The following is a 25,464-nucleotide window of genomic DNA, read 5'->3' as shown; positions in this document are numbered from 1 at the left end:
GGTCGGTGGGCGTGGTGCGCCGGTGGTGCGCCACGCGCAGACTCACGGTGTGTAGCCGAATCGGCCTTTAGCGCAACGGAACGCAACCAGGGCGCGAAAGTCACGAGCATTCACCCCTTCCGGTGGCGCGACGGACAACCGTCCGTCGTGTCGCCCGCCTGTCCGCTTACCGTCGTCCCGCTGTGAGTCGCCGACCAACGGCGGCCGTCCACAAGGGAGATCGGGGGTGCGCTCGTGCGGATCGGACTGCTCACGGATGGCGGTTATCCGTATGCGACGGGTGAGTCCAGGCTCTGGTGCGACCGGCTTGTGCGCGGGCTTGACCAGCATGATTTTGACGTCTACGCGCTGAGCCGCAGCGCTCAGCAGGAAGCGGCCGGCTGGGTCGCACTCCCGCCCCAGGTGGGCCGGGTGAGTACCGCGCCGCTCTGGACGCCTGACTGGCGGTCCGGCGGAGACAGGCGCGGACAAGGGGCGCGGGAGCGCGCGTACGGCCGGCGCGAACGGCGGCGATTCCTGGAGTGCTTCGAGCCTCTCGCCGCCGCCGTCTGCACGGAGGGGCCGGGCGGGGCGCCGGTGACGGGCGAGCCCGGAAGGGACGAGGGGTACGGAGGCGACGGGAGCGAGGGGCTGGACGGAGCAGACGGGTGCGAGGGGACCGACGGCGGGTTCGCCGACGGGCTGTACGCACTCGCCGGCCTCGCCCGCGAGCACGGCGGACTGCCCGCCGCCCTGCGCTCCGAACACACCGTGCGCGCCCTGGAGTCCGCCTGCCGCGCCCCCGGTGCGCGTCGCACCGTGCGCTCCGCGGGCGTCGCCGACTATCTGGCCTTCGCCGACCAGTTGGAGCGCGCCCTGCGTCCGCTCTCGCTCGACTGGTACGACGAGGAGGACGGTCTGGGCGCCGTCGACCTCTGCCATGCCGCGTCGGGCGGATCCGCGGCCCTGCCCGGCCTTGTGGCCAAACGCTTCTTCGGGGTTCCGCTGCTGGTCACGGAGTACGGCGTACAGCTCCGCGCACACTATCTGGCGGCCGGCGGAGCACCCCTGAGCGCTCCGGTCCGCGCCCTGCTCGCCGGCTTCCACGGCAGACTGGCGGCGGAGATCTACCGCCAGGCGTCGGTGATCACACCGGGCAACACCCATGCGCGCCGCTGGCAGGAGAAGTGCGGCGCCGACCGCGCCAAGCTGCGCACGGTCTATCCCGGCATGGAGGCGGACCGTTTCGCGGCGGTCGGCGAGAGCGTGAGCCGCGGGGACGCGGCGGCCGGGGCGGAGACCGACACCGAGGCAGAGGCCCACACGCTCGTCTGGGTCGGCCGGATCGAGCCGGCGAAGGACCTCATCGCGCTGCTCCACGCCTTCGCGGAGATCCGCAAGGAAGCGCCCCGGACCCGGCTGCGGCTCTTCGCCGCCCCCGGACAGGGGCGGCACTCCGCGCCCTATCTCGCCCACTGCCAGGCGCTGGCCGCCCAGCTCTTCCCCGACGAAGCCGCCGACGCGCACGCCGTCGGCGACAACCCGGTCTCCTTCGAGGAGATCGGCGGCCCGGAGGCCCCGGAAGTCGCCGACGCCTATGCCGCAGGCGGGATCACGGTCCTCTCCAGCGTCGTCGAAGGCTTTCCGATCAGCCTGATCGAGGCCATGTTCTGCGCACGCGCGACCGTGTCCACGGATGTGGGGGCGGTCGTCGAAGTCATCGGAGGAACGGGCCTCGTGGTGCCCCCGCGCAATCCGCGGGCACTCGCCGACGCCTGTCTGGCGCTGCTGCGCGACCCCGAGCGCAGTCGGCGGCTGGGCGCCGCCGCACGCGCGCGTGCGCTGGAACTGTTCACCGTCGAACAGAATCTGGCGGCATTCCGCGAGATCTATCTGGAGGTGATCTCCCACTCCCCGGTGCGCCGTGACGCGGTCGACGAGGACGGTGAGCCGCTGCCGTTCGCCAACCCCGTCGAAATCCATGTGCCGGGCGGCTGGCCCCGCGGGCGCGCGGACGTCCGCGGCCCCCGCCGTCCGCGTCGCCCGGCGCAGACCGCCCCCGCCCCTCAGCCGGCCGCCCCGGCGACCGCCCGCACCGGCCCGCACACACTCGCGTACACCCTTCTCGACTCCGCGCCGCCGCTGGTGGACTCCCCGGCGAAGGAGGCCTGCCCATGAGCGAGGCGCCGGAAAGACCGGCCGCGCGGCGGCCGCTCATCGCCCCGCGCCGCGGACCGGCCGACCCGGTCAAGGCGCTGCTGCACCGTCACCGGGAGCTGTGCGAACGGGCCGTCGACCCGCTGGAGATCGCCGCGGGGCTCGAAGCACACGGCGTCACCGACAGAACAGCCGCCCGATTCCGCCACCGTGACGTCTTCTCACTGGCCGAGGAGCTGTACGCGCGCGTGCCGCACGTGCCGCGCGGCGCGGAGCCCGCAGAACCCGCCGAAGCGTGCGCCGGACGCCCCGGCGCACGGCCCCGCGGCACACCATCGCTCGGCCGGGTGGGATACGCCGTACTCACGCTGACGCCCGGCGTGATGTGCGCGCTGGCCGTCGCCGGCTGGCAGACCGCCCAGGGCGCGGCCCGCACCGTCGTCGCCGCTGCCGGCATCGCCGCCGTCGCCGCCGCGCTGCTCCTCTGCCTGCGGCGCGGCCCCCTGTCCGTACCGGGACGGCGCACCGGGGCCGTCACGCGCCTGTGCACACTCTGGCTGCTGGCCTACGCGGCGTACGGGCACCCGCTTCCGGACGAGCTGATCGGCGGCGGCCCCGCCGGGCCGTGGCCGCCCGCCCCGCAGCCGCTCGTCGGCCTGGCGTTCGCCGTCGCCCCGGCGGCCTGGTGCGCCCGCCTTTTCGCCGTGCGGGCCCGCAGACGGCTGGCCGCCAGCCGGGGGCTCGACGACTTCTCGTCCGCCGCGCGCCCGCTGCTGTTCTCGGCGACGGCGCTCTATCTCCTCTGCCTGGCAGGGCTGCTCGCCGTCGCCCGCCTCGCGTTCCCGTATGAACACCTCGGCTCCGCCGTCGCCCTGGGCACCCTGCTCTTTCTGGCCCGACTGCTCGCCGTGCACGGCGCGGCGGGGGCCGCACGCGCCGGACTCGCCGCCGCCTGCGGTCTCGAACTCACCGTCCCCGCACTGCTCCTGGCCGCCCGGCTGCCCGGCTGCGGCTTCCTGGCGGGACCCGTCGAGTCGGCGGTCGCGACCTGGGGCGCCGCCGCCCTGCCCCAACTCGCCTGCGGCGCCGCCGCCCTCGCCCTGCTCGTCCACGCCGCCGTGGCGCTCTCCCGGGCCTCCGCCCACACCGTGGCCCCGTCCGGCTGACCAGCACGTCGCAACCCGCACCCCCACAGCACCCACAGCTCCCTGGAGCACCACTGCGAAGGAGAGAAGGACATGACCCCCCAACCACCCCCAACGGCAACCTCCGGACGTCTTCGAGGAGCGGTGCGATGAGGGTGCTTCTGCTCGGCGCCAATGGATTCCTCGGCCGCTTCGTCGCCGAACGGCTGCTCGCCGACCCCGCCGTCCATCTCACCGCCCTCGGGCGCGGTGACGACGCCGATGTGCGCTTCGACCTCGCCGGCGGCAGCCCCGGCGCCCTCACCCGCTTCCTGAGCGCCGTCCACCCGGGCGTCGTCATCAACTGCGCGGGCGCCACCCGCGGCGGGGCGCGGGAGCTGACCCGGCACAACACCGTCTCCGTCGCCACCGTCTGCGAGGCGCTGCGCCGCAGCGGCTGCGGCGCACGGCTGGTGCAGATCGGCTGCGCCTCCGAGTACGGCCCATCGCAGCAGGGCTCCTCCACCGCGGAGGACGCCATTCCACGCCCCGGCGGCCCCTACGGCGTCAGCAAGCTCGCCGCGACCGAGCTGGTCCTCGGCTCCGGACTCGACGCCGTCGTGCTGCGGGTCTTCTCCCCGGTCGGCCCCGGCACCCCGGCCGGCTCCCCGCTCGGCAGGCTCGCCGAGGCGATGCGCCGCGCCATGCAGTCCGGGGACGGCGAGCTCAAACTCGGCGGTCTCGGGGTGCAGCGCGACTTCGTCGACGTACGCGATGTGGCCCGGGCCGTGCACGCGGCCTCCCTCTCCGCCGCGCAGGGCGTGGTCAACATCGGCACGGGACGCGCGGTGCGGCTGCGTGACGCGGCCGCCGTCCTGGCGCGCGTCGCCGGCTATACGGGCACCCTCCACGAGCTGGACGTGCCGCCCGGCCGGCCCGTCATCGGAGCCCAGCGGGGGGAGGGCGGAATGGACCACATGGCCGTCTCGCCCATGCCGTACCCGGACGGCTGCGGCCCCTGGCAGCAGGCGGATGTGCGCACCGCGCGCGACCGGCTCGGCTGGCGGCCGCGCATCAACCTCGAAGAGTCCCTCGCCGACATCTGGATGGAGGCGGCATGCCGCATCTGACCGACTCCGACGTCACGGCGGCCGGGAAGCCCCGGCCGGGCTGCCGAAAACAGCCGCAGGAGCAGGGGTGGGGCAGACTCGGCCTGGGGGTCCCCGGGCTCGCCCACCCGCTGCTCGCCCCCGCCGAATGGGGGGAACTGAGCCGGTCCGGCGCCGCGCTGGACTGGGTGGTCCTCAATGTCTCCGGGGGCCGGGGCGACCGGAAAGTCTCCGGAGGGCCGGGCGAACGGCCCGACCCGCACTGCCTGGAAGCGGTCGGACGGCTGCGCAACGCGGGCGTGTGCGTCCTGGGACATCTCGATCTGTGCCATGCGGAGCGGCCCCACGCGGATCTGATCGGTGACGCTTGTCACTTCCTTGAGTGGTACCGGGTCGACGGCTTTCTGCTGGACCGGTGCCCGGCGGACCGCGCCGCGCTGTCACGCGTATGCCGTACGACGGCCACGCTGGAGGTGCTCTCCGACGGCGGGCGTCTGGTGCTGGGGCAGGGCGTCCACCCGCATCCCGGGTACGCTCAGGCCGCCGACCAGCTGATCACGTTCTGCGGGCGCTGGGCGGACTATCGCTGGTCGCAGGTGGCGGAGTGGACGGCCGACCATCCGGCGGAACGGTTCGTCCATATCGTCCAGGGCGTTCCGCGCACCCATCTGGAGGAGGCCGCGCGGATCGCGCGCTGGCAGGGCGCGGGCACCGTCTTCTTCACCGACCGCACAGAAGAGGCGGCCCGCACGGCGCATCCGGAACAAACAGATGATTCTGTCTATTCGGGCTATCCGGGATATTCGGAACAGCTCACGGAAAACGCGGCATTCGACACGCTGCCCGGCTACTGGGACGAAATCGTCTCGCAGATCGGACCGGGTGTCTCGGAATGAGGAGGGCCGTGGCAGTGTTACGGGGAGACCAAACCGTACTGACTTACCGATCTACGGAGTCCCCGTGTCGCTGCCACCCCTGGTCGAGCCAGCTGCTGAGCTCACCGTCGACGAGGTCCGCCGGTACTCCCGCCACCTGATCATCCCGGATGTCGGGATGGACGGGCAGAAGCGGCTGAAGAACGCCAAGGTGCTCTGCGTGGGCGCGGGCGGCCTTGGCTCGCCCGCCCTGATGTATCTGGCGGCGGCCGGTGTGGGCACCCTCGGCATCGTGGAGTTCGACGAGGTCGATGAGTCGAACCTGCAGCGCCAGATCATCCACAGCCAGTCCGACGTCGGCCGCTCCAAGGCGGAGTCGGCCCGTGACACGGTCAAGGGCATCAATCCGTACGTGGACGTCGTCCTTCATAAAGAGCGGCTTGAGGCCGAGAACGTGATGGACATCTTCCGCCAGTACGACCTGATCGTCGACGGCACCGACAACTTCGCCACCCGCTATCTCGTCAACGACGCGTGCGTGCTGCTGAACAAGCCGTACGTCTGGGGCTCCATCTACCGCTTCGACGGCCAGGCCTCCGTCTTCTGGTCCGAGCACGGGCCCTGCTACCGCTGCCTGTACCCGGAGCCCCCGCCGCCGGGCATGGTGCCGAGCTGCGCCGAGGGCGGCGTGCTGGGCGTGCTCTGCGCCTCCATCGGCTCCATCCAGGTCAACGAGGCCATCAAGCTGCTCGCCGGCATCGGCGACCCGCTGGTCGGCCGGCTGATGATCTACGACGCCCTGGAGATGCAGTACCGCCAGGTCAAGGTGCGCAAGGACCCGAACTGCGCGGTCTGCGGCGAGAACCCGACCGTCACGGAGCTCATCGACTACGAGGCCTTCTGCGGCGTCGTCTCGGAGGAGGCCCAGGAGGCGGCCGCCGGTTCGACGATCACTCCCAAGCAGCTCAAGGAGTGGATCGACGACCGGGAGAACATCGAGATCATCGACGTCCGTGAGCCGAACGAGTTCGAGATCGTCTCCATCCCGGGCGCGAAGCTGATCCCGAAGAACGAGTTCCTGATGGGTTCGGCGCTCGGCGATCTGCCGCAGGACAAGCGGATCGTCTTGCACTGCAAGACGGGTGTCCGCAGCGCGGAAGTCCTCGCCGTCCTCAAGTCCGCGGGCTTCGCGGACGCCGTACACGTCGGCGGAGGCGTGATCGGCTGGGTCAACCAGATCGAGCCGGAGAAGCCGGTCTACTGATCCGCCGCGGCGGACCACTGCCCGAAGGCATGTTTGAGGGCCCCGGATCCGGATTCACCCGGTCCGGGGCCCTCAAGCCGTCAGCCGCATGTGGTGCCGTCCTCGGGGACTGTGCCGTCCAGGAGGTAGGCGTCGACGGCCCGCATCACACAGGTGTCGCCGGTGTTGTACGCGCCATGCCCTTCGCCCTCGTACGTCAGCTCCACGCCCACGCCGCCCCCGAGCGCGTCGGCCATGGCCCGCATGCCCTCGTACGGCGTCGCCGGGTCGCCGGTGGTGCCGATCACCAGGATCGGGGGCGCGCCCGGCGCCGATACATCCGGTGTGGCCGCAAGGCCCGGCACCGGCCACTCGCTGCACGACATCAGGCCCCAGCCCATGGCGTCCCCGAACACCCGGGACGCCGCGCGGAACTCCGGCAGCTTGGCCTTCGTCTGCGCCAGGGTGTAGCGGGCGCTGGAGTCAACGCAGTTGATGGCCGTGTTGGCGGCCTGGATATTGCTGTAGGTGCCGTTCTCGTTGCGGCCGTTGAGCGAGTCGGAGAACGCCAGCAGCAGCCCTCCGGAGCCGCCGTCGGCCTCGTCGAGCCCCTGCTCCAGCAGCGGCCAGTACTCCTTGGAGTACAGGGTCTGGGCGATTCCGTTGAGGGCCTGGGTCGCATTGAGCCGCCGCAGCCCGATTCCGGAGATCGGGTCCTGCTCCAGCCGGTCGAGCAGCGCGATGATCCAGTCGACGACCTCGTTCGCGGTCGCTCCGGGCAGCAGACAGGCCTCGCCCCGGTCGACGCAGTCCTGGGCGAAGTTGTCCAGCGCCAGCTGGAAGCCCCGGGCCTGGCCGAGCGCGCCCTGCTCCATGTTCTTGGTCGGGTCCACGACGGCGTCGAAGACCGCCCGGCCGACGTTCTTCGGATAGAGGTGGGCGTAGACGCCGCCCAGCTCGGTGCCGTACGAGATGCCGAAGTAGTACAGCTTGTCGTCGCCGAGGACCTGGCGCATCAGATCCATGTCGCGGGCGGCGTTGACCGTGCCGACATATGGCAGCTCCTTGCCGGAGTGCTTCTCGCAGGCGTCGGAGAAGGCCGCGATGCCGTCGACGAACTCCTGCTCCTCGGCGGCGTCGTCGGGGGTCGCGTCCTCGGCGAAGTACGCCTGCAGCTGCTCGTCGTCCAGGCACTCCACCCCGGCGCTGTCCCCGACGCCCCGCGGATCAAAGCTGACCAGGTCATAGCGGGCGCGCAGGGTCTCGAAGCTCTCGGCGAAGCCGGGCAGCGTGGCCACCCCGGAACCGCCGGGCCCGCCGAAGTTGAAGATCAGCGAACCGATGCGGCGGTCGGGGTCGCGTGCCCGGGCGCGGATGAGGGCCAGGGAGACGGTGTCGCCGCCGGGGTCGTCATAGTCCAGCGGGACGTCCATCGAGGAGCACTCCCACTCGGCGCCGCCGGGCAGCGGGGAGGGGGCGGGGCCGTTTCCCTGCTCTTCGGAGGGAGGCCCGCAGGCTTCCCACACAAGCTCCTGGGAGGCCAGGTCCTGCGCGCGGTCGCGGTCGTTCCCGCCGCCGTCGCCCGAGCAGCCCGCGGCCAGCAGCACGGACACGGCGACGGCGAGCGAGACGGCCCGCCCGGCGGAGGAAGCGGCCCGCCCGGCGGCGGAAGAGGTCGGCATGCCGCCATCCTGCGCCCGCCCGGCGGCCGCCGCCCCCGCGGCGGGCCATGCGGGTGGTCGCGCCGCCAGGACCCCGGCCCGGCCCCTGACCTGGCCCCCGGCCACTGGAACCCAAGCCCGGAGGCAGGGGGGGGCGGCGCGGCCGGGCCTGGCCCACGGCGGCGCCGGCGGCCTACGGCAGCCGGCCTACAGCAGCCCCTTGCGGGTGAGGTGGTTGAAGGCGAACCAGCCGGGCAGCACCGGCAGCCACAGCGTCAGCGTCCGGTACAGCAGCACCGCGGGGGCCGCCACGTCCTTGGGCAGGCCCACCAGGAGCAGACCGCCGAGCAGCGCGCCCTCGACCGCTCCCACGCCGCCGGGCGTCGGCGCCGCCGAGCCGAGCGCGTTGCCCGCCAGGAACACCACGGCGACCGCGGCGTAGCTCACCGGCTGGGCGCCGTCCCCGAACGCCCGGATCGACGCGTCGAGGCACATCACGAACACACCGGTCAGCAGCAGCATGCCGCCGATGCCCGTGAGCAGCTTCAGCGGCCGCTGGAGCACGTCCAGCATGCGCGGCACCACGCCCGCGAACAGCGAGCGCAGCCGGGTGACCACGAACTTGCGCAGGAACGGGATCGCCGTGACCACCAGCACCAGCACAGCGACCGTCAGCAGCCCGGCGATGACCGTTCTCGACGGGGTGAGGGACGCCGTCTCCTCCGTGCCGGTCAGATAGCCGAAGGACAGCAGGAGCAGGATGTGCGCGCCCAGGCCGAAGAGCTGGGACGCGCCGACGCTGGCCACGGCCAGGCCGGGCCGTACGCCGGAGCGCTGCAGGAAGCGGGTGTTGAGGGCCACGCCGCCGACCGCCGCCGGAGCGACGATCTTCACAAAGGACCCGGCGACCTGGGCCAGCACGGTCCGCATAAAGCCCACTCGCTCCGGCACAAAGCCCAGCAGGGCCATCGCGGCGGCGAAGTAGCTCACCGCCGAGAAGAAGGCCGCGGCGGCCACCCAGCCCCAGTGCGCCTGCGAGAAGATCGTGCCGAAGTCGATCCCGGCGATCTGCGAGAGCAGGAAGTACGCGGCGACCGCGCCGGCGATCAGACTGACGAGCGTCCGCGGCTTGATCCGCTCCAGCCGGACCGGCTCCACCGGCGCCTGCGGTCTGATCAGCAGCACCTCGTGGCGGATCTGGGTGAGCAGATCCTCCTCGCGGACCTCGTCCAGCGCCTCGTCGGCGGCCTTCTTGTCGGCCAGTTTCTCCGCGCGCTCGGTCTTGCGCTGGGCCTTGCGGTCTCCGGCGGCGGCCCCCGCGCCCGCCGCCGTACGCGCCCTGCGGGAGGCCTCGGCCGCCTGGAGCACCGCGTCGCGCTCCCGCTGCGCCCGTTCGCGGGCCAGCCGGCGCAGCGTCGCCCGCGTCGAACGGCTCAGCGCGATCGGCTGGAGCAGCGGCAGACAGTCGGCGACCGCGTCGGGGCCGAGCACCTCGACCGCGCCCGCGACGGCGCGCTCCGCGCCCACCCGCAGGCCGAGCGTGGTCAGCAGCTGTGCCACGTCCATGCGCAGCACCACATCGCCCGCCGCGATCTCGCCGCCCCGCAGATCCGTCAGGATGACCTTGCCGGAACGATCCACCAGGACGGCGTCCCCGGTCAGCCTGCGGTGCGCGATCCGCCGTGACTGCAGCGCTCTGACCTGTTGCCAGGCGCCCCGCATCACCTCGTCGGTGATCTCCTCGTCCGCCAGCGAGTCCAGATACCGGCCGCCCAGATGCTCGTACACCAGCATCACGGCGTCCGGGCCCAGCTCGGAGGTGGCGATCAGCCTGGGGGCGTTGGCGCCGGCCGCGATCGCCGCGTAGGCGAGCAGGGCCTCCTGCTCCAGGGCCTGGCGCAGCGTCTGGATGGAGCGGCGGGTGGTGATGGAGCGCAGCGTCAGCCGCCGCCACAGGCGGTAGAAGAAGCCATGGGCCTGCTGTTCGCGGTCCACGACCGTGACGTCGAGCGGCGGGCCGTCCTCCAGGGTGACGAGGTAGCGGCGGCCGCGGTCGCCGCCCTCGCCGTGCCCTTCGGCCTCTGCCGGGGGCTCCTCGGCGCGCCGGGCGCTGACCGGGTGGAAGCCCACATGGCGCAGGCCCGCGAGCAGGTTCTGACCGGTGGGGCGCACATTCGGCGAGCCGACGGCGTACAGGGTGCCGTAGGCGACCGTCCAGCCGAGCAGCACGGTCAGGATGATCGAGAAGGGGGTGGTGTAGCCCGCGACGAGCATCGCGAAGGCGTCCATCAGCAGGACCACCCACAGGGCGACGCGCCAGCGGGGTCTTCGGGCCATTCCCACGGCCGTCATATAGGCGATGACCGGGGCGAGATAGCCGTGCACGGGGTCGGTCAGCTCGCCGCTCGCCTGCTGCTGGGTCAGGGCGTCCTGGAGCGAGCCGGGCGCGGCCTTGGCCACCCACAGGTCGGTGGCGAGGGTGACGCCGTGTGCGAGGACGGCGGCGAGCACGCCGTCGGCGATCCGCAGCCCGTCGCGTTTGATCAGCCGCTCGATGGCGAAGGCGACGGGGACGAGCAACACGGCGATGCTGGAGACCAGTCCGCCGATCTTGACGAGGAGGGCGGGGGCTCCTTGCGTGCCCTTGTCGATGTCCTCTTCCAGGCCGGTGGTCGTGCCCTGGGCAAACGCGGCGACGGCGAGGATGACGGCGATCGCCAGGATGCCGATCAGCAGCCGCAGCAGATCGGACGGCCGGTGCACGCGCGCGGCGAGCAGCGGTTCGTCCCGGGAGACGCTGTCGGCCCGGATCACCTCGGGCTCCTCAGGTTCCCTCTGCCCCTTCGGTCCCTTCGGCCCCTTCGAGAGGGAGGGGCCGTCCGGGGGAGGGCGGTCGTCTGCCGGGCGGTCGTCTGCCGGGTCGTCGGGTGCCGGGCGGTCCGATGGCGGGTCGTCTGCAGGGTCGTCGGGTGCCGGGCGGTCCGACGGCGGGTCGTCCGGGGGAGGGGCGTCCGATCCGGCGGCTGCGTCGCGGACGTGTCCGGGCACGCCGCCGACCGGGCCGTGCGCCGCGCGCCCGGTCCCGGGATCGTCCGGATGCGGCTCGGGCTCAGAGGCGCCGGCCGCCCTGCGAGGCTGCACGCCCTGCTCCTTCGCCGTCTCTGTCTCTTCTTGGTCTCGTATCACGGTCACCTCCCCCTGCGCCCCTGCGGACGAGGGGGACCCCCGGCACGATGGTGGCACGAGCGGACGACAACGGGGGCGTCAGGGTGCGTTCCGAAGATCCGCTCATGGGGCCATTGTCCGTGGCGTACGGCAGGATGGGCCGGATGGATGTGCTGCCTGAGTACGCGGAGCGGGTGCTGGAGGTCGCCGAACGTATCCCGCCCGGCCGGGTGATGACGTACGGGGACGTGGCCGAGTGGCTCGACGAGGGCGGCCCACGCCAGGTGGGCCGGGTGATGGCGCTGTACGGGGGCGCGGCGCCGTGGTGGCGAGTGGTCCGCGCGGACGGGGTGCTGCTGCCCGGCCATGAGCTGCGCGCGCTCCAGCACTACCGCGCGGAGAGGACGCCGCTGCGGGGAGCGGCGGCTGCCGCGGAGGGGCATATGCCGCGGATCGATATGAAACGGGCGCGGTGGGACGGCGGCTGTGCGTCCGACGCGGGCTGACGTAGCGTCTCTGAGTCCATGCGGCTCCTCCCGCGGCGCGAACCGCTCCCTCCGCATCAGCACACCCACCAGGACCGGCGATCCACGTGAGTTCCTCCTCCACCACCGGGCGTACGCCATACGCACCGCACCAGCCACAGGCGCGGCGGCGGACCTCCGGCGCGTACCGGCTGGTGCGCACCCCGCCGGCCCGGCCCGAGCCCCCTCTCCTGGACGCAGCCCAGCGGGCGGTGGTTGACCATGGCGAGGGCCCGCTGCTGGTGCTCGCCGGCCCCGGAACCGGGAAGACGACCACCCTGGTCGAGGCCGTCGCCGCCCGGGTGGCGCGCGGCGTCGACCCACAGAGGATCCTGGTGCTCACCTTCAGCCGCAAGGCGGCGGCGGAGCTGCGCGACCGGACAGCGGCCGCAGTGGCCCGGCTGGGGGGAGCGCGGGGGCCGCAGGCGACGACCTTCCACTCCTTCTGCTACGCGCTGGTGCGGGCGCACCAGGACGCCGAGCTGTTCGCCGAGCCGCTGCGGCTGCTGTCCGGCCCGGAACAGGACGTCGCCGTGCGGGAGCTGCTGGCCGGTCAGCTCGACTTCGAGCGGGCGGGCGCGGCCCGCATACGCTGGCCGGACGAGCTGCGCGCGGCGCTGACGGCGCGCGGTTTCGCCGACGAGGTGCGGGCGGTGCTGGCGCGCAGCCGGGAGCTGGGCCTCGGGCCGGATGCCCTGGCCCGGTTCGCGGACCGCACCGGCCGCCCCGACTGGACGGCGGCCGCGGCGTTCCTCGCCGAGTATCTCGATGTGCTGGACCTGCAGGGCGTTCTCGACTACTCCGAGCTGGTGCACCGTGCGGTCCTGCTGGCCGAGCGGATGGAGTTCCCGGACGAGGCATTCGGCTACGACGCGGTCTTCGTGGACGAGTACCAGGACACCGATCCCGCGCAGGTGCGGCTGCTCCGGGCGCTGGCGGGCCGCGGCCGCACGCTCGTCGCCTTCGGCGACCCCGACCAGTCGATCTACGCCTTCCGGGGCGCGGACGTCAACGGCATCCTCGACTTCCCGGACGCCTTCCGCCGCGCGGACGGGCGGCCCGCCCCGGTGACGGTGCTGACCCGCTCCCGCCGCAGCGGCGCGGACCTCCTGGCCGCCACCCGGCTGCTCACCCGCCGGATGCCGCTGCCCCGGCTGCCCGCGGACAAGGCGCGGGCGCACCGGGAGCTCGCCGCCGTACGGGAGGGCGGCCGGGTGGAGGCGTACACCTACCCCACGGCCTCCGCGGAACTCGACAACATCGCGGACATCCTGCGCCGCGCCCACCTCGAAGACGGCGTCCCCTGGAACGAGATGGCCGTCCTCGTCCGCGCGGGCGGCCGCACCATTCCCGCGGCCCGCCGCGCCCTCACCGCCGCGGGCGTCCCCGTTGAAACGGACGGCGCGGACATCCCCCTCCGCCACGAACCGGCCGTCGCCCCCCTGCTGACAGCCCTCCGGGTCGCAGCCACGCTCCCCCTGCCGCCGGGCGTACCGGCCACGGCCGCGGCCACGTCTACGGCCGCGGGAAGCGGTCACTCGGACGGACCGCCGTCCGCCGCCGCGGACGGCTCCGCTGGTGCGCCGGAGACCCGTCCCTGCGGAGCCGGGACTTCCGGGACCGGTGTCGCCGCCGGGAGCGTTTCGCCCACCGGCACGGGTGACGGCCGTACCGGCGGAGGGGAGGGGGCGCCGGCGCCCGCCGCCTTCGGCGATCCCCCGCAGGGGCCGGGATCCGTGCCCCCGTCCTCGTCGGGTGGGCGCGCCCGCCAGGGCGGGGCCACCGATGACAGGTCGCCCGATCAGGGCGTCGCCCCGGGCGCGGCGGGGGCCGGGCCGCGCCGCGAGCCGGGCGCGTCGGGGGCCGGGGCGGAGCCCCAGTTCCGGGAAGGGGCGGGGCAGGAGAGCCACCCCCTCGACCCCGAGACCGCCCTCACCCTCCTCACCTCCCCCCTCGGCGGCATGGACACCGCCGACCTCCGCCGGCTCGCCCGCGCCCTGCGGGACGAGGAGAGGGCGGCGGGCAACAAGCTCCCGCCGCCCTCCGACCAGCTCCTCGCCCGCGCGCTCGCCGAGCCCGAGCGGCTCGTCGTGCACGACCCCGCGTACGCCCGCGGCGCACAGAATCTCGGCGCGCTCCTGCGCAAGGCGAAGGAGCTCCTCCACGGCGGCGGCACCGCCGAGGAGGCCCTCTGGCTGCTGTGGAACGGCACCTCCTGGCCGCAGCGCCTGCACCGCGCCGCCCTCCGCGGCGGCGCGGCCGGCCGCAACGCCGACCGCGACCTCGACGCCGTCTGCGCCCTCTTCGACACCGCCGCCCGCGCCGAAGACCGCATCGGCGGCCGTGGCGCCCTCAACTTCCTTGAGGAGCTCGACGCCCAGGACATCGCCGCCGACACGCTCGCCAAGCGCGCCGTACGCCCCGACGCCGTACGCCTGATGACCGCCCACCGCTCCAAGGGCCTCGAATGGCGGCTCGTCGTCGTCGCAGGCGTGCAGGAGGGCCTGTGGCCCGACCTCCGCCGCCGCGGCTCCCTCCTGGAGGCCGACCGCATCGGCCGCGACGGCCTCGCCGAACCTCTCACCCCGGGCGCCCTCCTCGCCGAGGAGCGCCGCCTCTTCTATGTCGCCGCCACCCGCGCCCGCGACCGGCTCGTCGTCACCGCCGTCAAGGCCCCCGCCGACGACGGCGAAACCCCCTCCCGTTTCCTCGCCGAACTCGGCGTGGAGCCAAAGGACGTCACCGGCCGCCCCCGCCGCCCCCTGGCCGTCGCCCCGCTCATCGCCGAACTCCGCGCCGCCACCGTCGACCCCGACGCCTCCCCGGCGCTGCGCGAGGCCGCCGCCCGCCGCCTCGCCCGGCTCGCCGCGCTCACCGACGACGAGGGCCAGCCGCTGGCGCCCGCCGCACACCCGTACCGCTGGTGGGGGTTGAACGAACCCACCCACAGCGCTGTTCCCCTGCGCGACCGCGATCACCCGATCGTGTTGTCCCCGAGCGCCCTGGAGAAGCTCGCCGACGGCGCCTGCGCCCTGCAGTGGTTCCTCGGCCGCGAGGTGAAGGCCGATGCCCCCGCCACCGCCGCCCAGGGCTTCGGCAATGTCGTGCACGTCCTCGCCGACGAGGTCGCCTCCGGCCGCACCCCCGCCGACCTCGCGGTCCTGATGGAGCGGCTGGACACGGTCTGGGACGCGCTCGCCTTCGACGCCCCCTGGAAGTCCCAGCAGGAGAAGGAACACGCGCGGGCCGCCCTTGAACGCTTTCTGCGCTGGCACGTCATGGACCGCGGCGGCCGCACCGCGGCCGCCACCGAGCACGCCTTCGACGTGACCCTGGAGGCAGGCCCGTACGAGGTGCGGATCCGCGGCTCCATGGACCGCGTGGAGACCGACGAGCACGGCCGCGCGTACGTGGTCGATTTCAAGACGGGCAAACAGACCCCTGCCAAGGACGAGGTCGCCGCCCACCCGCAGCTCGCCGTCTACCAGCGGGCGGTCCGCGAGGGCGCGGTGGACGAGGTGTTCGGCGGCCGCCGCCCCGAACCGGCGGGCGCGGAACTGGTCCAGCTCCGCCAGCCGGCCCCCAAGAAGGAGGGCGGTGACGCCCTCCCGCGCGTGCAGTCCCAGGCGCCACCTGACGACGCCTGGGTCGGTGAGCTCCTCGCTGGCGCCGCGGGCCGCGTCCTGGACGAGCGCTTCACCCCCACTGCCGGCTCCCAGTGCGACAACTGCGCCTTCCGCTCCTCCTGCAGCGCCCGCCCCGAGGGCCGCCACATCGTCGAGTGACGCGAATCACGCCCGCGTGGTGCATCCAAATGGCTGAAACACGAGTCCGATCGTGCGACATAAGTAGCACCTAAAGGGGAGCGCGAACGGTGAAGAACCGGAGATTTCTGGTCACGGCGACGCTGTGTGTGACAGCGGCCATGGGCCTGGCCGCCTGTGGCGGCGGCAAGGACGGCGAAGACAAGAAGGCCGATGCCGCCGCGTCGACCCCGGCGGCCTCCCCGTCGCCCAAGGAGACGGAGAAGCCGGACCCGTTCGCCGGGCTCACCGCCGACCAGATCGCCGACAAGGCGCTCGACACGACCAAGGTCGTGGACTCCCTCAAGGCGAAGGGCTCCAAGACCTCCGACGGCGAGCTCGCGGAGTTCGATGTGGCGATCACCGAGAAGGGCGACTGCGGCGGGACACTCCGCTCCGGCGGCGCCGGCGCGGACGTGCGCGTGGTGGGCAGCGCCGCCTATGTGAAGGGCGACGAGAAGTACTACCAGCAGCTGGGCGAGGAGGACGACACCTCGGCGGAGGAGGCCGCCGGCATGGCCGAGCTCCTCAAGGGCCGCTGGATCAAGGTCCCCGAAGACGAGGGCGACCCCGACGGCATGAGCGCCATGTGCGACGTCGACACCCACCTGGAACTGGCGGACCGCTCCAAGACCGGCCTCGCCAAGGGCGAGGACGCCGACGTCGACGGCAAGAAGGCCGCCGTGCTCACCAAGAAGAGCGGCGGCGAAACGTTCACGTACTACGTGGCCAAGGACAGCGAGCCCTACCTGCTGAAGTTCACCTCCGAAGGCGGCAAGGAGCCCGAGTCGGTGCAGTTCTCCGACTTCAACGCGTCCCTCACCGTCGAAGCGCCGCCCGCCGGCGAGGTCCTGGACCCGGCCAAGCTGGGCGGCTGACGCACCCCGCCCCAGGCTGTGGGGGCCATGACCGCCGCCGGCTTCCGGCGCTGTCAGTGGCCCCCACTAGCCTCTTCCAGGTGACCGCACGCATCACCGACCCCGAGCAGCTCAAGGAGCTCCTCGGCATCCCCTTCACCCCGGAGCAGACGGCCTGCATCACCGCGCCGCCCGCCCCGCAGGTCATCGTGGCCGGAGCCGGCTCGGGGAAGACGACCGTCATGGCGGCGCGCGTGGTCTGGCTCGTCGGCACCGGACAGGTCGCCCCCGAACAGGTCCTCGGCCTCACCTTCACCAACAAGGCCGCCGGTGAGCTGGCCGAGCGCGTCCGCACCGCTCTCGTACGGGCCGGGGTCACCGACCCGGACGCCCATGAGGCGCCCGGCGCGCCCGGCGCGTCCGCCGGCGGCCCGGACGCCCCGCAGGGCGAGCCCCGCATCTCCACGTACCACGCCTTCGCCGGACAGCTGCTCACCGACCACGGCCTGCGCATCGGCCTCGAACCGACCGCACGGCTGCTCGCCGACGCCACCCGCTACCAGCTCGCCGCCCGCGTGCTGCGCGAGGCTCCCGGTCCGTACCCCTCCCTCACCCGCTCCTTCTCCCTCCTCGTCGCCGACCTGCTCGCCCTCGACGCGGAGCTCGCCGAACACCTCGTACGCCCCGAGCAGCTCCTCGCCCACGACAGCGAGCTGCTGCGCACACTCGACGCCGCCAGACTGACCAACGCCGATCTGCGCAAGGTCCCGGAGGCCGCCGCCGCCCGCCGCGAGCTGCTGGAGCTGACCGTCCGCTACCGCGAGGCAAAGCGCGCCCGCGACCTGCTCGACTTCGGCGACCAGATCGCCCTCTCCGCGCAGCTCGCCCTCACCCGGCCCGAGGTCGGGGCGATGCTGCGCGACGAGTTCCGCGTCGTCCTCCTCGACGAATACCAGGACACCTCCGTCGCCCAGCGACTGCTGCTGTCCGGCCTGTTCGGACAGGGCACGGGCCATGCCGTGACCGCGGTCGGCGACCCCTGCCAGGCCATCTACGGCTGGCGCGGGGCCTCCGTCGCCAATCTGGACGACTTCCCCGCCCACTTCCCCCATGCCGACGGCCGCCCCGCCACCCGCCAGTCCCTCAGCGAGAACCGCCGCAGCGGCGGCCGCCTCCTCCAGCTCGCCAACGGCCTGGCCGCACCCCTGCGCGCCCTGCACAAAGGCGTCGAAGCGCTCCGCCCCGCCCCCGGCGCCGAACGCGACGGATACGTACGCTGCGCCCTGCTGCCCACCCACGCAGAAGAACTCGAATGGCTCGCCGACCAGATCGCCCACCTTGTGCGCACGGGCAAGGAGCCGGGCGAGATCGCCGTCCTGTGCCGCACCGCCGCCGACTTCCCCCGCATCCAGGGGGCCCTCGTGGCCCGCGACGTCCCCGTCGAAGTCGTCGGCCTGTCCGGGCTGCTGCATCTGCCCGAGGTCGCCGACCTCGTGGCCATGTGCGAGGTCCTCCAGGACCCGGGCGCCAACGCCTCGCTCGTCCGGCTGCTCACCGGCCCCCGCTGGCGGATCGGCCCCCGCGATCTCGCCCTGCTCGGCCGGCTCGCCCAGCGGCTGGTCCAGCGCGACCGGCCCGGCGAGGAAGCCGACGCCGACGAGCGGCTCGCCGCCGCCGTCGAAGGGACCGACCCCGCCGAAGTGATCTCCCTCGCCGACGCCCTCGACACCTTCCTGACCCCGGCCGCCCCCGACGAGGCCGGCGACGGCCTGCCCTTCTCCTCCGAGGCGCGCATCCGCTTCGCCCGCTTCGCCGCCGAACTGCGCGAACTGCGCCGGGGCCTCGCCGACCCCCTGATGGACGTACTGCACCGCGTCCTCGCCGCCACCGGTCTTGAGGTCGAGCTCTCGGCCTCCCCGCAGGCCCTCGCCGCCCGCCGCCGCGAGACCCTCTCCGGCTTCCTCGACATCGCAGCGGGCTTCGCCGCCCTGGACGGAGAGGCCACGCTCCTGGCCTTTCTCGGCTTCCTGCGCACCGCCGCCCAGTACGAGAAGGGCCTGGACAACGCCCTGCCCGGCGGCGAGAACACGGTCAAGGTGCTCACCGCCCACAAGTCCAAGGGGCTGGAGTGGGACGTCGTCGCCGTCCCCGGGCTGGTCGCCAAGCAGTTCCCCAGCGAGCAGCCGCGCGAGGCGTGGACCGCCCAGGCCAGGGTGCTGCCGCACCCGCTGCGCGGCGACGCCGCCACCCTGCCCCAGGTGCCGTCCTGGGACGCGAAGGGGATCAAGGCGTTCAAGGAGGCGCTCAAGGACCATCAGCACACCGAGGAGCTGCGCCTCGGCTATGTCGCCTTCACCCGGCCCCGCTCCCTGCTGCTGGGCTCCGGCCACTGGTGGGGGCCCGCCCAGAAGCGGCGGCGCGGCCCCTCGCCCTTCCTCCGGGAGCTGTACGAGCACTGTGCGCGGGGCCACGGCGAGGTGGAGGTCTGGGCTGAAGAACCGGCCGAGGACGCGGAGAACCCGGCCCTGCGCGACGCCGCCGCTGCCGACCTGGCCTGGCCGCTGCCGCTCGACCCCGGCTCCCTCGCCCGCCGCCGGGCGGCCGCCGACACCGTCCTGTCACACCTGTCACACCTGGCACATCCGGCGCGGAGCTCCACCGGGGAGACGGTCCCCGCGGACAGCGCTCCCCGGCCTGAACCGGCCCCCGCGGACGATCACGCGCCGGAGAGCGCGCCTGCCCGCCCGTCCGCGCCCGACCAGGAGCCCGGACGTCGTCCCGACGTGCAGCCGGAGCCCGACGAGGACGCCTGGGACCCCGGCCTCCTGGATTCCGGCCCTCAGGACTCTGCCCCTTGGGACTCCGGGCCCCAGGACTCTGACCCTCAGGACTCTGACCCCTGGGACTCCGGGCCCTTGGACCCCGGGCCCCAGGATTCCGGCCCTCAGGACTCTGCCCCCTGGGACTCCGGGCCCCAGGAATCTGACCCTCAGGACTCCGACCTCTGCGACACCGGGCCCCTGGACCCCGGGCCCCAGGAATCTGACCCTCAGGACTCTGCCCCCTGGGACTCCGGCCCCTGGCCGGCGGACGACGATCATCCGCGCGTCGCGCTGCCCGCGCCCCGGCACGCGCCTCCCGCCGGCGCTCCGCTCGCGGACCTCACCCCCGAGGACGCCCGCACCATCGCCTCCTGGGACCGCGACCTCGACGCACTCGCCGGAGAGCTGCGCCGCAGCCGCGCCGCCGTGCGCGACGTCCTCGTGCCGCCCTCCCTGTCCGCCTCCCAGCTGTTGCGCCTCGCCGCCGACCCCGACGGCTTCGCCCAGGAGCTGGCCCGCCCCATGCCCCGGCCCCCGCAGCCCGCCGCGCGCCGGGGCACCCGCTTCCACGCCTGGGTGGAGTCCCGCTTCGAGGCGCTGCCGCTGCCGATGCTCGGCCCCGACGAGCTGCCCGGCGGCGAGGACGACGACCCGGAGATCGCCGACGAGCGCGACCTCGCCGCGCTCAAGGAGGCCTTCGAGCGCACCCCGTACGCCCACCGCACCCCCTACCGCGTCGAGGCCCCCTTCCAGATCACGCTCGCGGGCCGGGTGGTGCGCGGACGGATCGACGCCGTCTACCGCACCGATGCGCCCCCGCCGGCCGACGCATCCGCCGAGCCCGGCATCCCGGAGTACGAGATCGTCGACTGGAAGACCAACGTCCACCACACCGCCGACCCGCTCCAGCTCGCCGTCTACCGCCTCGCCTGGGCCGAGCAGCACGGCATACCCCTGCAGGCCGTGACCGCCGCCTTCGTCTACGTCCGCAGCGGGGAGGTCGTCCGCCCGGACGCCCTCCCCGGCCGGGCCGAACTGGAACGCATCCTGCTGGGCGAGACGGCGGACGAGACGGCCTCCCCGGGCCGTTAGGCTCAAGAGCATGAGCCCTACCCCGGACAGCGCCGTCCGCCAGTACGTCCAGCAGCACCGCGACGCCTTCCTCGGCGACCTCGCCGACTGGCTGCGCATCCCGTCCGTGTCGGCGCAGCCCGAGCACGCGGCGGACGTACGGCGCAGCGCCGACTGGCTCGCGGAGAAGCTCAAGGAGACCGGTTTCCCGATCGTCGAGGTCTGGACCCCGGACGGCTCCGGGGCCGCCGCCCCCGCCGTCTTCGCCTCCTGGCCGTCCGACGACCCGGACGCGCCGACGGTCCTGGTCTACGGCCACCACGACGTCCAGCCCGCGGCACGCGCGGACGGCTGGCACACCGACCCCTTCGAGCCGCGGATCGACGGCGGCCGGATGTACGGCCGCGGCGCGGCCGACGACAAGGGGCAGGTCTTCTTCCACACCCTGGGGCTCCGCGCCCACCTCGCCGCCACCGGCCGCACCGCGCCGGCCGTCAACCTCAAGCTGCTGATCGAAGGCGAAGAGGAGTCCGGCTCCCCGAACTTCCGCGCCCTCGTCGAGGCCAACGCCGCCCGCCTCACCGCCGACGCGGTGATCGTCTCGGACACCGGCATGTGGTCCGAGACGACCCCCACCGTCTGCACCGGCATGCGCGGCGTCGCCGACTGCGAGATCACCCTGTACGGCCCGGACCAGGACATCCACTCCGGTTCCTTCGGCGGCGCGGTCCCCAACCCGGCCGCCGTCGCGGCCCGCCTCGTCGCCGCCCTGCACGACGCGGACGAGCGCGTCGCCATCCCCGGCTTCTACGACGGCGTGACCCCGCTCACCGACGCCGAGCGCGAGCTCTTCGCCGAGCTCCCCTTCGACGAGGCGTCCTGGCTGCGCACCGCCAAGTCCCACGGCACGCTCGGCGAGGCCGGCTACTCCACCCTGGAGCGCGTCTGGGCCCGCCCCACCGCAGAGGTCAACGGCATCGGCGGCGGCTACCAGGGCCCCGGCGGGAAGACCATCGTGCCCGCCTCCGCCCGGGTCAAGCTGTCCTTCCGCCTGGTGGCGGGCCAGGACCCCGAGAAGATCGAACTGGCGGTGCGCGACTGGGCCGCCGCACAGCTTCCCCGGGGCATCCGCCACGAGATCGAGTTCGGCGCCCCGACCCGCCCCTGTCTGACCCCTCTCGACCACCCCGCCCTTCAGTCGGTCGCCCGCTCCATGTCCCGCGCCTTCGACGGCCAGAAGATCCGCTTCACCCGCGAGGGCGGCTCCGGTCCCGCCGCCGACCTGCAGGACGTCCTCGGCGCGCCCGTACTCTTCCTCGGCGTCTCCGTCCCCTCCGACGGCTGGCACGCCCCGAACGAAAAGGCCGAACTGGACCTCCTTCTCAAAGGAGCGGAGAGCGCCGCCCATCTGTGGGCGGATCTGCCGAACGCCCTTCGCTGAGCTGACACCCAAACCACCAGGGGGAGTTGGAAGTACCGTGAGCATCGACAGCTACGCCACCGCGAGCCGCGCGGCGGACCTCGCCGCCCCGATCAGCCTCACCGCCTTCAGCGGCATCGACCGCGAGGCGCACCACCGTCTCGACGAGGCATGGCTGGCGGCGGCGTGGAGCCACCCCACGACCCGGGTCTTTGTGGTCTCCGGCGGACAGGCGCTGATCGACGACACCCCCGACGGACGCACCGAACTGGTGATGACCCCCGCGTTCGAGGCCCCCGTCACCGAGACCCACCGCTACTTCCTGGGCACCGACGCGGACGGGGTGCGCTACTTCGCCCTCCAGAAGGACGCCCTCCCGGGCCGTATGGACCAGTCCGCACGCCCCGCGGGCCTGCGCGAGGCCGGACTGCTGCTCTCTCCGCGCGACGCCGGACTACTCGTCCACGCCGTCGCCCTGGAGAACTGGCAGCGGATGCACCGCTTCTGCTCCCGCTGCGGCGAACGCACCGTCATCGCCGCGGCCGGGCACATCCGCCGCTGCCCGGCCTGCGGCGCCGAGCACTACCCCCGTACCGACCCGGCCGTCATCATGCTCGTCACCGACGAGGAGGACCGTGCGCTGCTGGGGCGGCAGGTGCACTGGCCCGAGGGCCGCTTCTCCACGCTGGCCGGCTTCGTCGAGCCCGGGGAGTCCATCGAGCAGTCCGTGCGCCGCGAGGTGTTCGAGGAGGCGGGCGTCACCGTCGGGGACGTCGAGTACATCGCCAGCCAGCCCTGGCCCTTCCCCTCCAGCCTGATGCTCGGCTTCATGGCCCGCGCCACCTCCGCCGAGATCGACGTCGACGGCGAGGAGATCCACGAGGCGCGCTGGTTCTCACGGGAAGAGCTGCGGGCCGCATTCGAGTCCGGGGAGGTGCTGCCTCCCTTCGGCATCTCGATCGCGGCCCGCCTGCTCGAGCTCTGGTACGGCAAGCCCCTCCCGAGGCCGGGAGAGCTCGCCTGATCGCGGATCGGCGCCGCTCAGGCGCCGATCTTCTGCTTGACCTGGGCCAGCGAGGGGTTCGTCAGCGTCGAACCGTCCTCGAAGAGGACAGTCGGCACGGTCTGATTTCCGCCGTTGGCCTTCTCGACGAAGGCCGCCGACGCCGGGTCCTGCTCGATGTTGATCTCGGTGTACGCGATGCCCTCGCGGTCCATCTGGCTCTTCAGCCGGCGGCAGTAGCCGCACCACGTGGTGCTGTACATCGTCACAGTCCCCAGCATCGTCTCTCGCTTTCCTCACGGTCGGTCCGGGAGCCGGACCAGGCTCGGCCGGCAACCCCACGGGGGTATCCCGGGGATTCGTTTCCCCGCGTAGAACGTACGGGACCCGGCCGCCATTCCCGTATTCGTACGACTGCGCTCCCACGGCTGTGGACAACTGCCCCATCCGCCTCCACGGACCTGGCAGCATGGCGGGGTGACAGCTGCAACGCACCTCTCCCACTTCCCGCAGGTCCCCGAGTCGGCCGACGCGGTGCTCGACGGGCTCGACCCCGAGCAGCGCGAGGTCGCCACGGCACTGCACGGCCCGGTGTGCGTGCTGGCCGGCGCCGGCACGGGCAAGACGCGCGCGATCACCCACCGCATCGCCTATGGGGTGCGCGCCGGGATACTCCCGCCCGCCAGCGTCCTCGCCGTCACGTTTACCAACCGGGCCGCGGGTGAGATGCGGGGCAGGCTGCGGCAGCTCGGCGCGGGCGGAGTCCAGGCCCGCACCTTCCACTCAGCCGCGCTGCGCCAGCTTCAGTACTTCTGGCCGAGAGCGGTCGGAGGCGAGCTGCCCCGGCTGCTGGAGCGCAAGATCCAGCTCGTCGCGGAGTCCGCCGCCCGCTGCCGCGTCCGGCTGGACCGCAATGAGCTGCGGGACGTCACCGGTGAGATCGAATGGGCGAAGGTCACCCAGACCGTGCCCGCCGACTATCCCGCCGCGGTCGCCAAGTCCCACCGCGACGCCCCGCGCGACACGGCGGAAATCAGCCAGATCTACGGCGTCTACGAGCAGCTCAAGCGCGACCGCTCGGTGATCGACTTCGAGGATGTGCTGCTGCTCACCGTCGGCATCCTCCAGGACCGGCACGACATCGCTGATCAGATCCGCCGCCAGTACCAGCACTTCGTCGTGGACGAGTACCAGGACGTCAGCCCCCTCCAGCAGCGGCTGCTCGAACTGTGGCTCGGCGACCGCGACAGCCTCTGCGTCGTCGGCGACGCCAGCCAGACGATCTACTCCTTCACCGGGGCCACCCCCGACCATCTGCTGAACTTCCGCACCCGCCACCCCGACGCCACCGTCGTCAAGCTGGTCCGCGACTACCGCTCCACCCCCCAGGTGGTCCATCTCGCCAACGGGCTGCTCGGCCAGGCCCGCGGCCGCGCAGCGGAGCACCGGCTGGAGCTGATCTCCCAGCGCGACCCCGGCCCGGAGCCCGTCTACACCGAGTACGCGGACGAGCCGGCCGAGGCCGAGGGCACCGCTCGCCGCATCCGCGATCTGATCGCGGCAGGCGTTCCGGCCGGAGAGATCGCCGTGCTCTACCGGGTCAACGCCCAGTCGGAGGTCTATGAGCAGGCTCTCGCCGACGCGGGCGTGCCCTACCAGCTGCGCGGGGCCGAGCGCTTCTTCGAGCGGCAGGAGGTGCGCGAAGCCGGCGTCGCGCTGCGCGGAGCGGCCCGTGCGGGCGGGAACGACTCCCTGCTCGACGACGCGGAGGATCTGCCCTCCCAGGTCCGTGCGGTGCTCTCCACCAAGGGCTGGACCCCTGAGCCGCCCGCGGGCTCCGGGGCCGTGCGCGACCGCTGGGAGTCGCTGGCCGCGCTCGTCCGCCTCGCCGAGGACTTCGCCCGGGCCAGGCCGGAGGCGTCCCTCGCCGATCTGGTCGCCGAGCTGGACGAGCGGGCCGCCGCCCAGCATGCGCCCACCGTCCAGGGCGTCACCCTCGCCTCGCTCCACTCCGCGAAGGGCCTGGAGTGGGACGCGGTGTTCCTCGTCGGCCTCACCGAGGGCATGATGCCGATCACCTACGCCAAGACGGACGAACAGGTGGAGGAGGAGCGCCGGCTGCTGTACGTCGGCGTCACCCGCGCCCGGCTGCATCTGTCCCTTTCCTGGGCGCTGTCCCGTTCGCCGGGAGGCCGTGCGGGTCGCCGCCCCACCCGGTTTCTGAACGGGCTGCGGCCCGGCTCCACGGCCCCCGGCACACGAAGCGCCGGCGGCGCGGGCGGCATCGAGCGCGGCGGCGGCCGCCGTAAGCGCCGGGGCCCGGTGCTGTGCCGCGTCTGCGGCAAGACGCTCACCGACGCCGGTGAGATGAAGCTGATGCGCTGTGAGGACTGCCCCTCCGACATGGACGAGGCGCTGTACGAGCGGCTTCGCGAGTGGCGCTCGGACCAGGCCAGGGCGCTGGGCCAGCCCGCCTATTGCGTCTTCACCGACAAGACGCTGATGGCGATCGCCGAGGCCACCCCCGGCAGCGAGGGCGAGCTCGCCGCCATCTCCGGAGTCGGCGGCCGCAAGCTGGAACGCTTCGGCGCCGATGTGCTGGCCATCTGCGCAGGCCAGGAGGTTGGGGGAGGCGACGAGGAGGACTGATG

The 25,464-nt window shown here is 73.3% G+C and carries 15 protein-coding genes; 12 read left to right on the top strand and 3 right to left on the bottom strand.

The genetic code is table 11. The features are described from left to right. The first annotated feature begins 234 nt into the window (after nt 1–234). From OF819_RS25385 to moeZ, 5 genes are all read left to right on the top strand, one after another. Nucleotides 235–2,157, top strand: coding sequence for a DUF3492 domain-containing protein (locus OF819_RS25385; RefSeq protein ID WP_267245962.1), 1,923 nt, complete (start codon nt 235–237; stop codon nt 2,155–2,157). Beyond that, a complete protein-coding gene (locus OF819_RS25380; RefSeq protein WP_267245961.1) occupies nt 2,154–3,302 on the top strand; it encodes a hypothetical protein in 1,149 nt (382 codons plus the stop codon). The genes OF819_RS25385 and OF819_RS25380 overlap by 4 nt, the downstream gene beginning before the upstream one ends. Nucleotides 3,303–3,430: 128 nt before the next feature. Next, nucleotides 3,431–4,390 (top strand): NAD-dependent epimerase/dehydratase family protein, encoded by a 960-nt coding sequence (locus tag OF819_RS25375; protein ID WP_267245960.1) that lies wholly within the window; start codon nt 3,431–3,433, stop codon nt 4,388–4,390. Then, nucleotides 4,378–5,265: a spherulation-specific family 4 protein gene (locus OF819_RS25370; RefSeq protein ID WP_267245959.1), complete on the top strand. Its 888-nt coding sequence runs from the start codon at nt 4,378–4,380 to the stop codon at nt 5,263–5,265. The genes OF819_RS25375 and OF819_RS25370 overlap by 13 nt, the downstream gene beginning before the upstream one ends. 64 nt (nt 5,266–5,329) lie before the next feature. Further along, the gene (gene moeZ / locus OF819_RS25365) at nt 5,330–6,508 is read left to right on the top strand and encodes an adenylyltransferase/sulfurtransferase MoeZ (RefSeq protein WP_267245958.1); all 1,179 of its coding nucleotides are present in this window, start codon (nt 5,330–5,332) and stop codon (nt 6,506–6,508) included. 80 nt (nt 6,509–6,588) lie between these two features. On the opposite strand, the gene OF819_RS25360 is transcribed toward moeZ, so the two are convergent. Then, nucleotides 6,589–8,169: an alpha/beta hydrolase gene (locus tag OF819_RS25360; RefSeq protein WP_267245957.1), complete on the bottom strand. Its 1,581-nt coding sequence runs from the start codon at nt 8,167–8,169 to the stop codon at nt 6,589–6,591. Between the two features lie 186 nt (nt 8,170–8,355). Continuing rightward, nucleotides 8,356–11,334, bottom strand: a complete 2,979-nt coding sequence (locus OF819_RS25355) for a lysylphosphatidylglycerol synthase transmembrane domain-containing protein (RefSeq protein ID WP_323748965.1) — start codon at nt 11,332–11,334, stop codon at nt 8,356–8,358. A 143-nt stretch (nt 11,335–11,477) separates the two neighbouring features. Between OF819_RS25355 and OF819_RS25350 the strand changes: the two genes are divergently transcribed. The 6 genes from OF819_RS25350 (at nt 11,478) to nudC (ending at nt 22,834) form a co-directional block, all read left to right on the top strand. Then, a complete protein-coding gene (locus OF819_RS25350) occupies nt 11,478–11,819 on the top strand; it encodes an MGMT family protein (RefSeq protein WP_323748964.1) in 342 nt (113 codons plus the stop codon). 86 nt (nt 11,820–11,905) lie between these two features. Next, nucleotides 11,906–15,622 (top strand): ATP-dependent helicase, encoded by a 3,717-nt coding sequence (locus OF819_RS25345; RefSeq protein WP_267245954.1) that lies wholly within the window; start codon nt 11,906–11,908, stop codon nt 15,620–15,622. A gap of 89 nt (nt 15,623–15,711) precedes the next feature. Next, nucleotides 15,712–16,518, top strand: a complete 807-nt coding sequence (locus OF819_RS25340) for a hypothetical protein (protein WP_267245953.1) — start codon at nt 15,712–15,714, stop codon at nt 16,516–16,518. Nucleotides 16,519–16,598: 80 nt separating this feature from the next. After that, nucleotides 16,599–20,411 carry a UvrD-helicase domain-containing protein gene (locus OF819_RS25335; protein ID WP_267245952.1) on the top strand — a complete coding sequence of 1,271 codons (3,813 nt, stop codon included), beginning with the start codon at nt 16,599–16,601 and terminating at the stop codon, nt 20,409–20,411. 10 nt (nt 20,412–20,421) lie between these two features. Beyond that, nucleotides 20,422–21,831, top strand: a complete 1,410-nt coding sequence (locus tag OF819_RS25330; RefSeq protein ID WP_267245951.1) for a dipeptidase — start codon at nt 20,422–20,424, stop codon at nt 21,829–21,831. A 43-nt stretch (nt 21,832–21,874) separates the two neighbouring features. Next, entirely contained in the window at nt 21,875–22,834 is a 960-nt protein-coding gene (gene nudC / locus OF819_RS25325; protein ID WP_416370622.1) for an NAD(+) diphosphatase, read from the top strand. A 17-nt stretch (nt 22,835–22,851) separates the two neighbouring features. Here the strand turns inward: nudC and OF819_RS25320 are convergent, their stop codons facing one another. Then, nucleotides 22,852–23,094, bottom strand: coding sequence for a mycoredoxin (locus tag OF819_RS25320; RefSeq protein WP_267245949.1), 243 nt, complete (start codon nt 23,092–23,094; stop codon nt 22,852–22,854). Between the two features lie 196 nt (nt 23,095–23,290). Between OF819_RS25320 and OF819_RS25315 the strand changes: the two genes are divergently transcribed. Next, nucleotides 23,291–25,462, top strand: coding sequence for an ATP-dependent DNA helicase UvrD2 (locus OF819_RS25315; RefSeq protein WP_267245948.1), 2,172 nt, complete (start codon nt 23,291–23,293; stop codon nt 25,460–25,462). The last annotated feature ends 2 nt before the right edge of the window (nt 25,463–25,464 follow it).

This window comes from Streptomyces sp. PR69, assembly GCF_026420845.1.
Taxonomy (GTDB): domain Bacteria; phylum Actinomycetota; class Actinomycetes; order Streptomycetales; family Streptomycetaceae; genus Streptomyces.
This window is presented reverse-complemented; position numbering and strand designations above follow the sequence as displayed.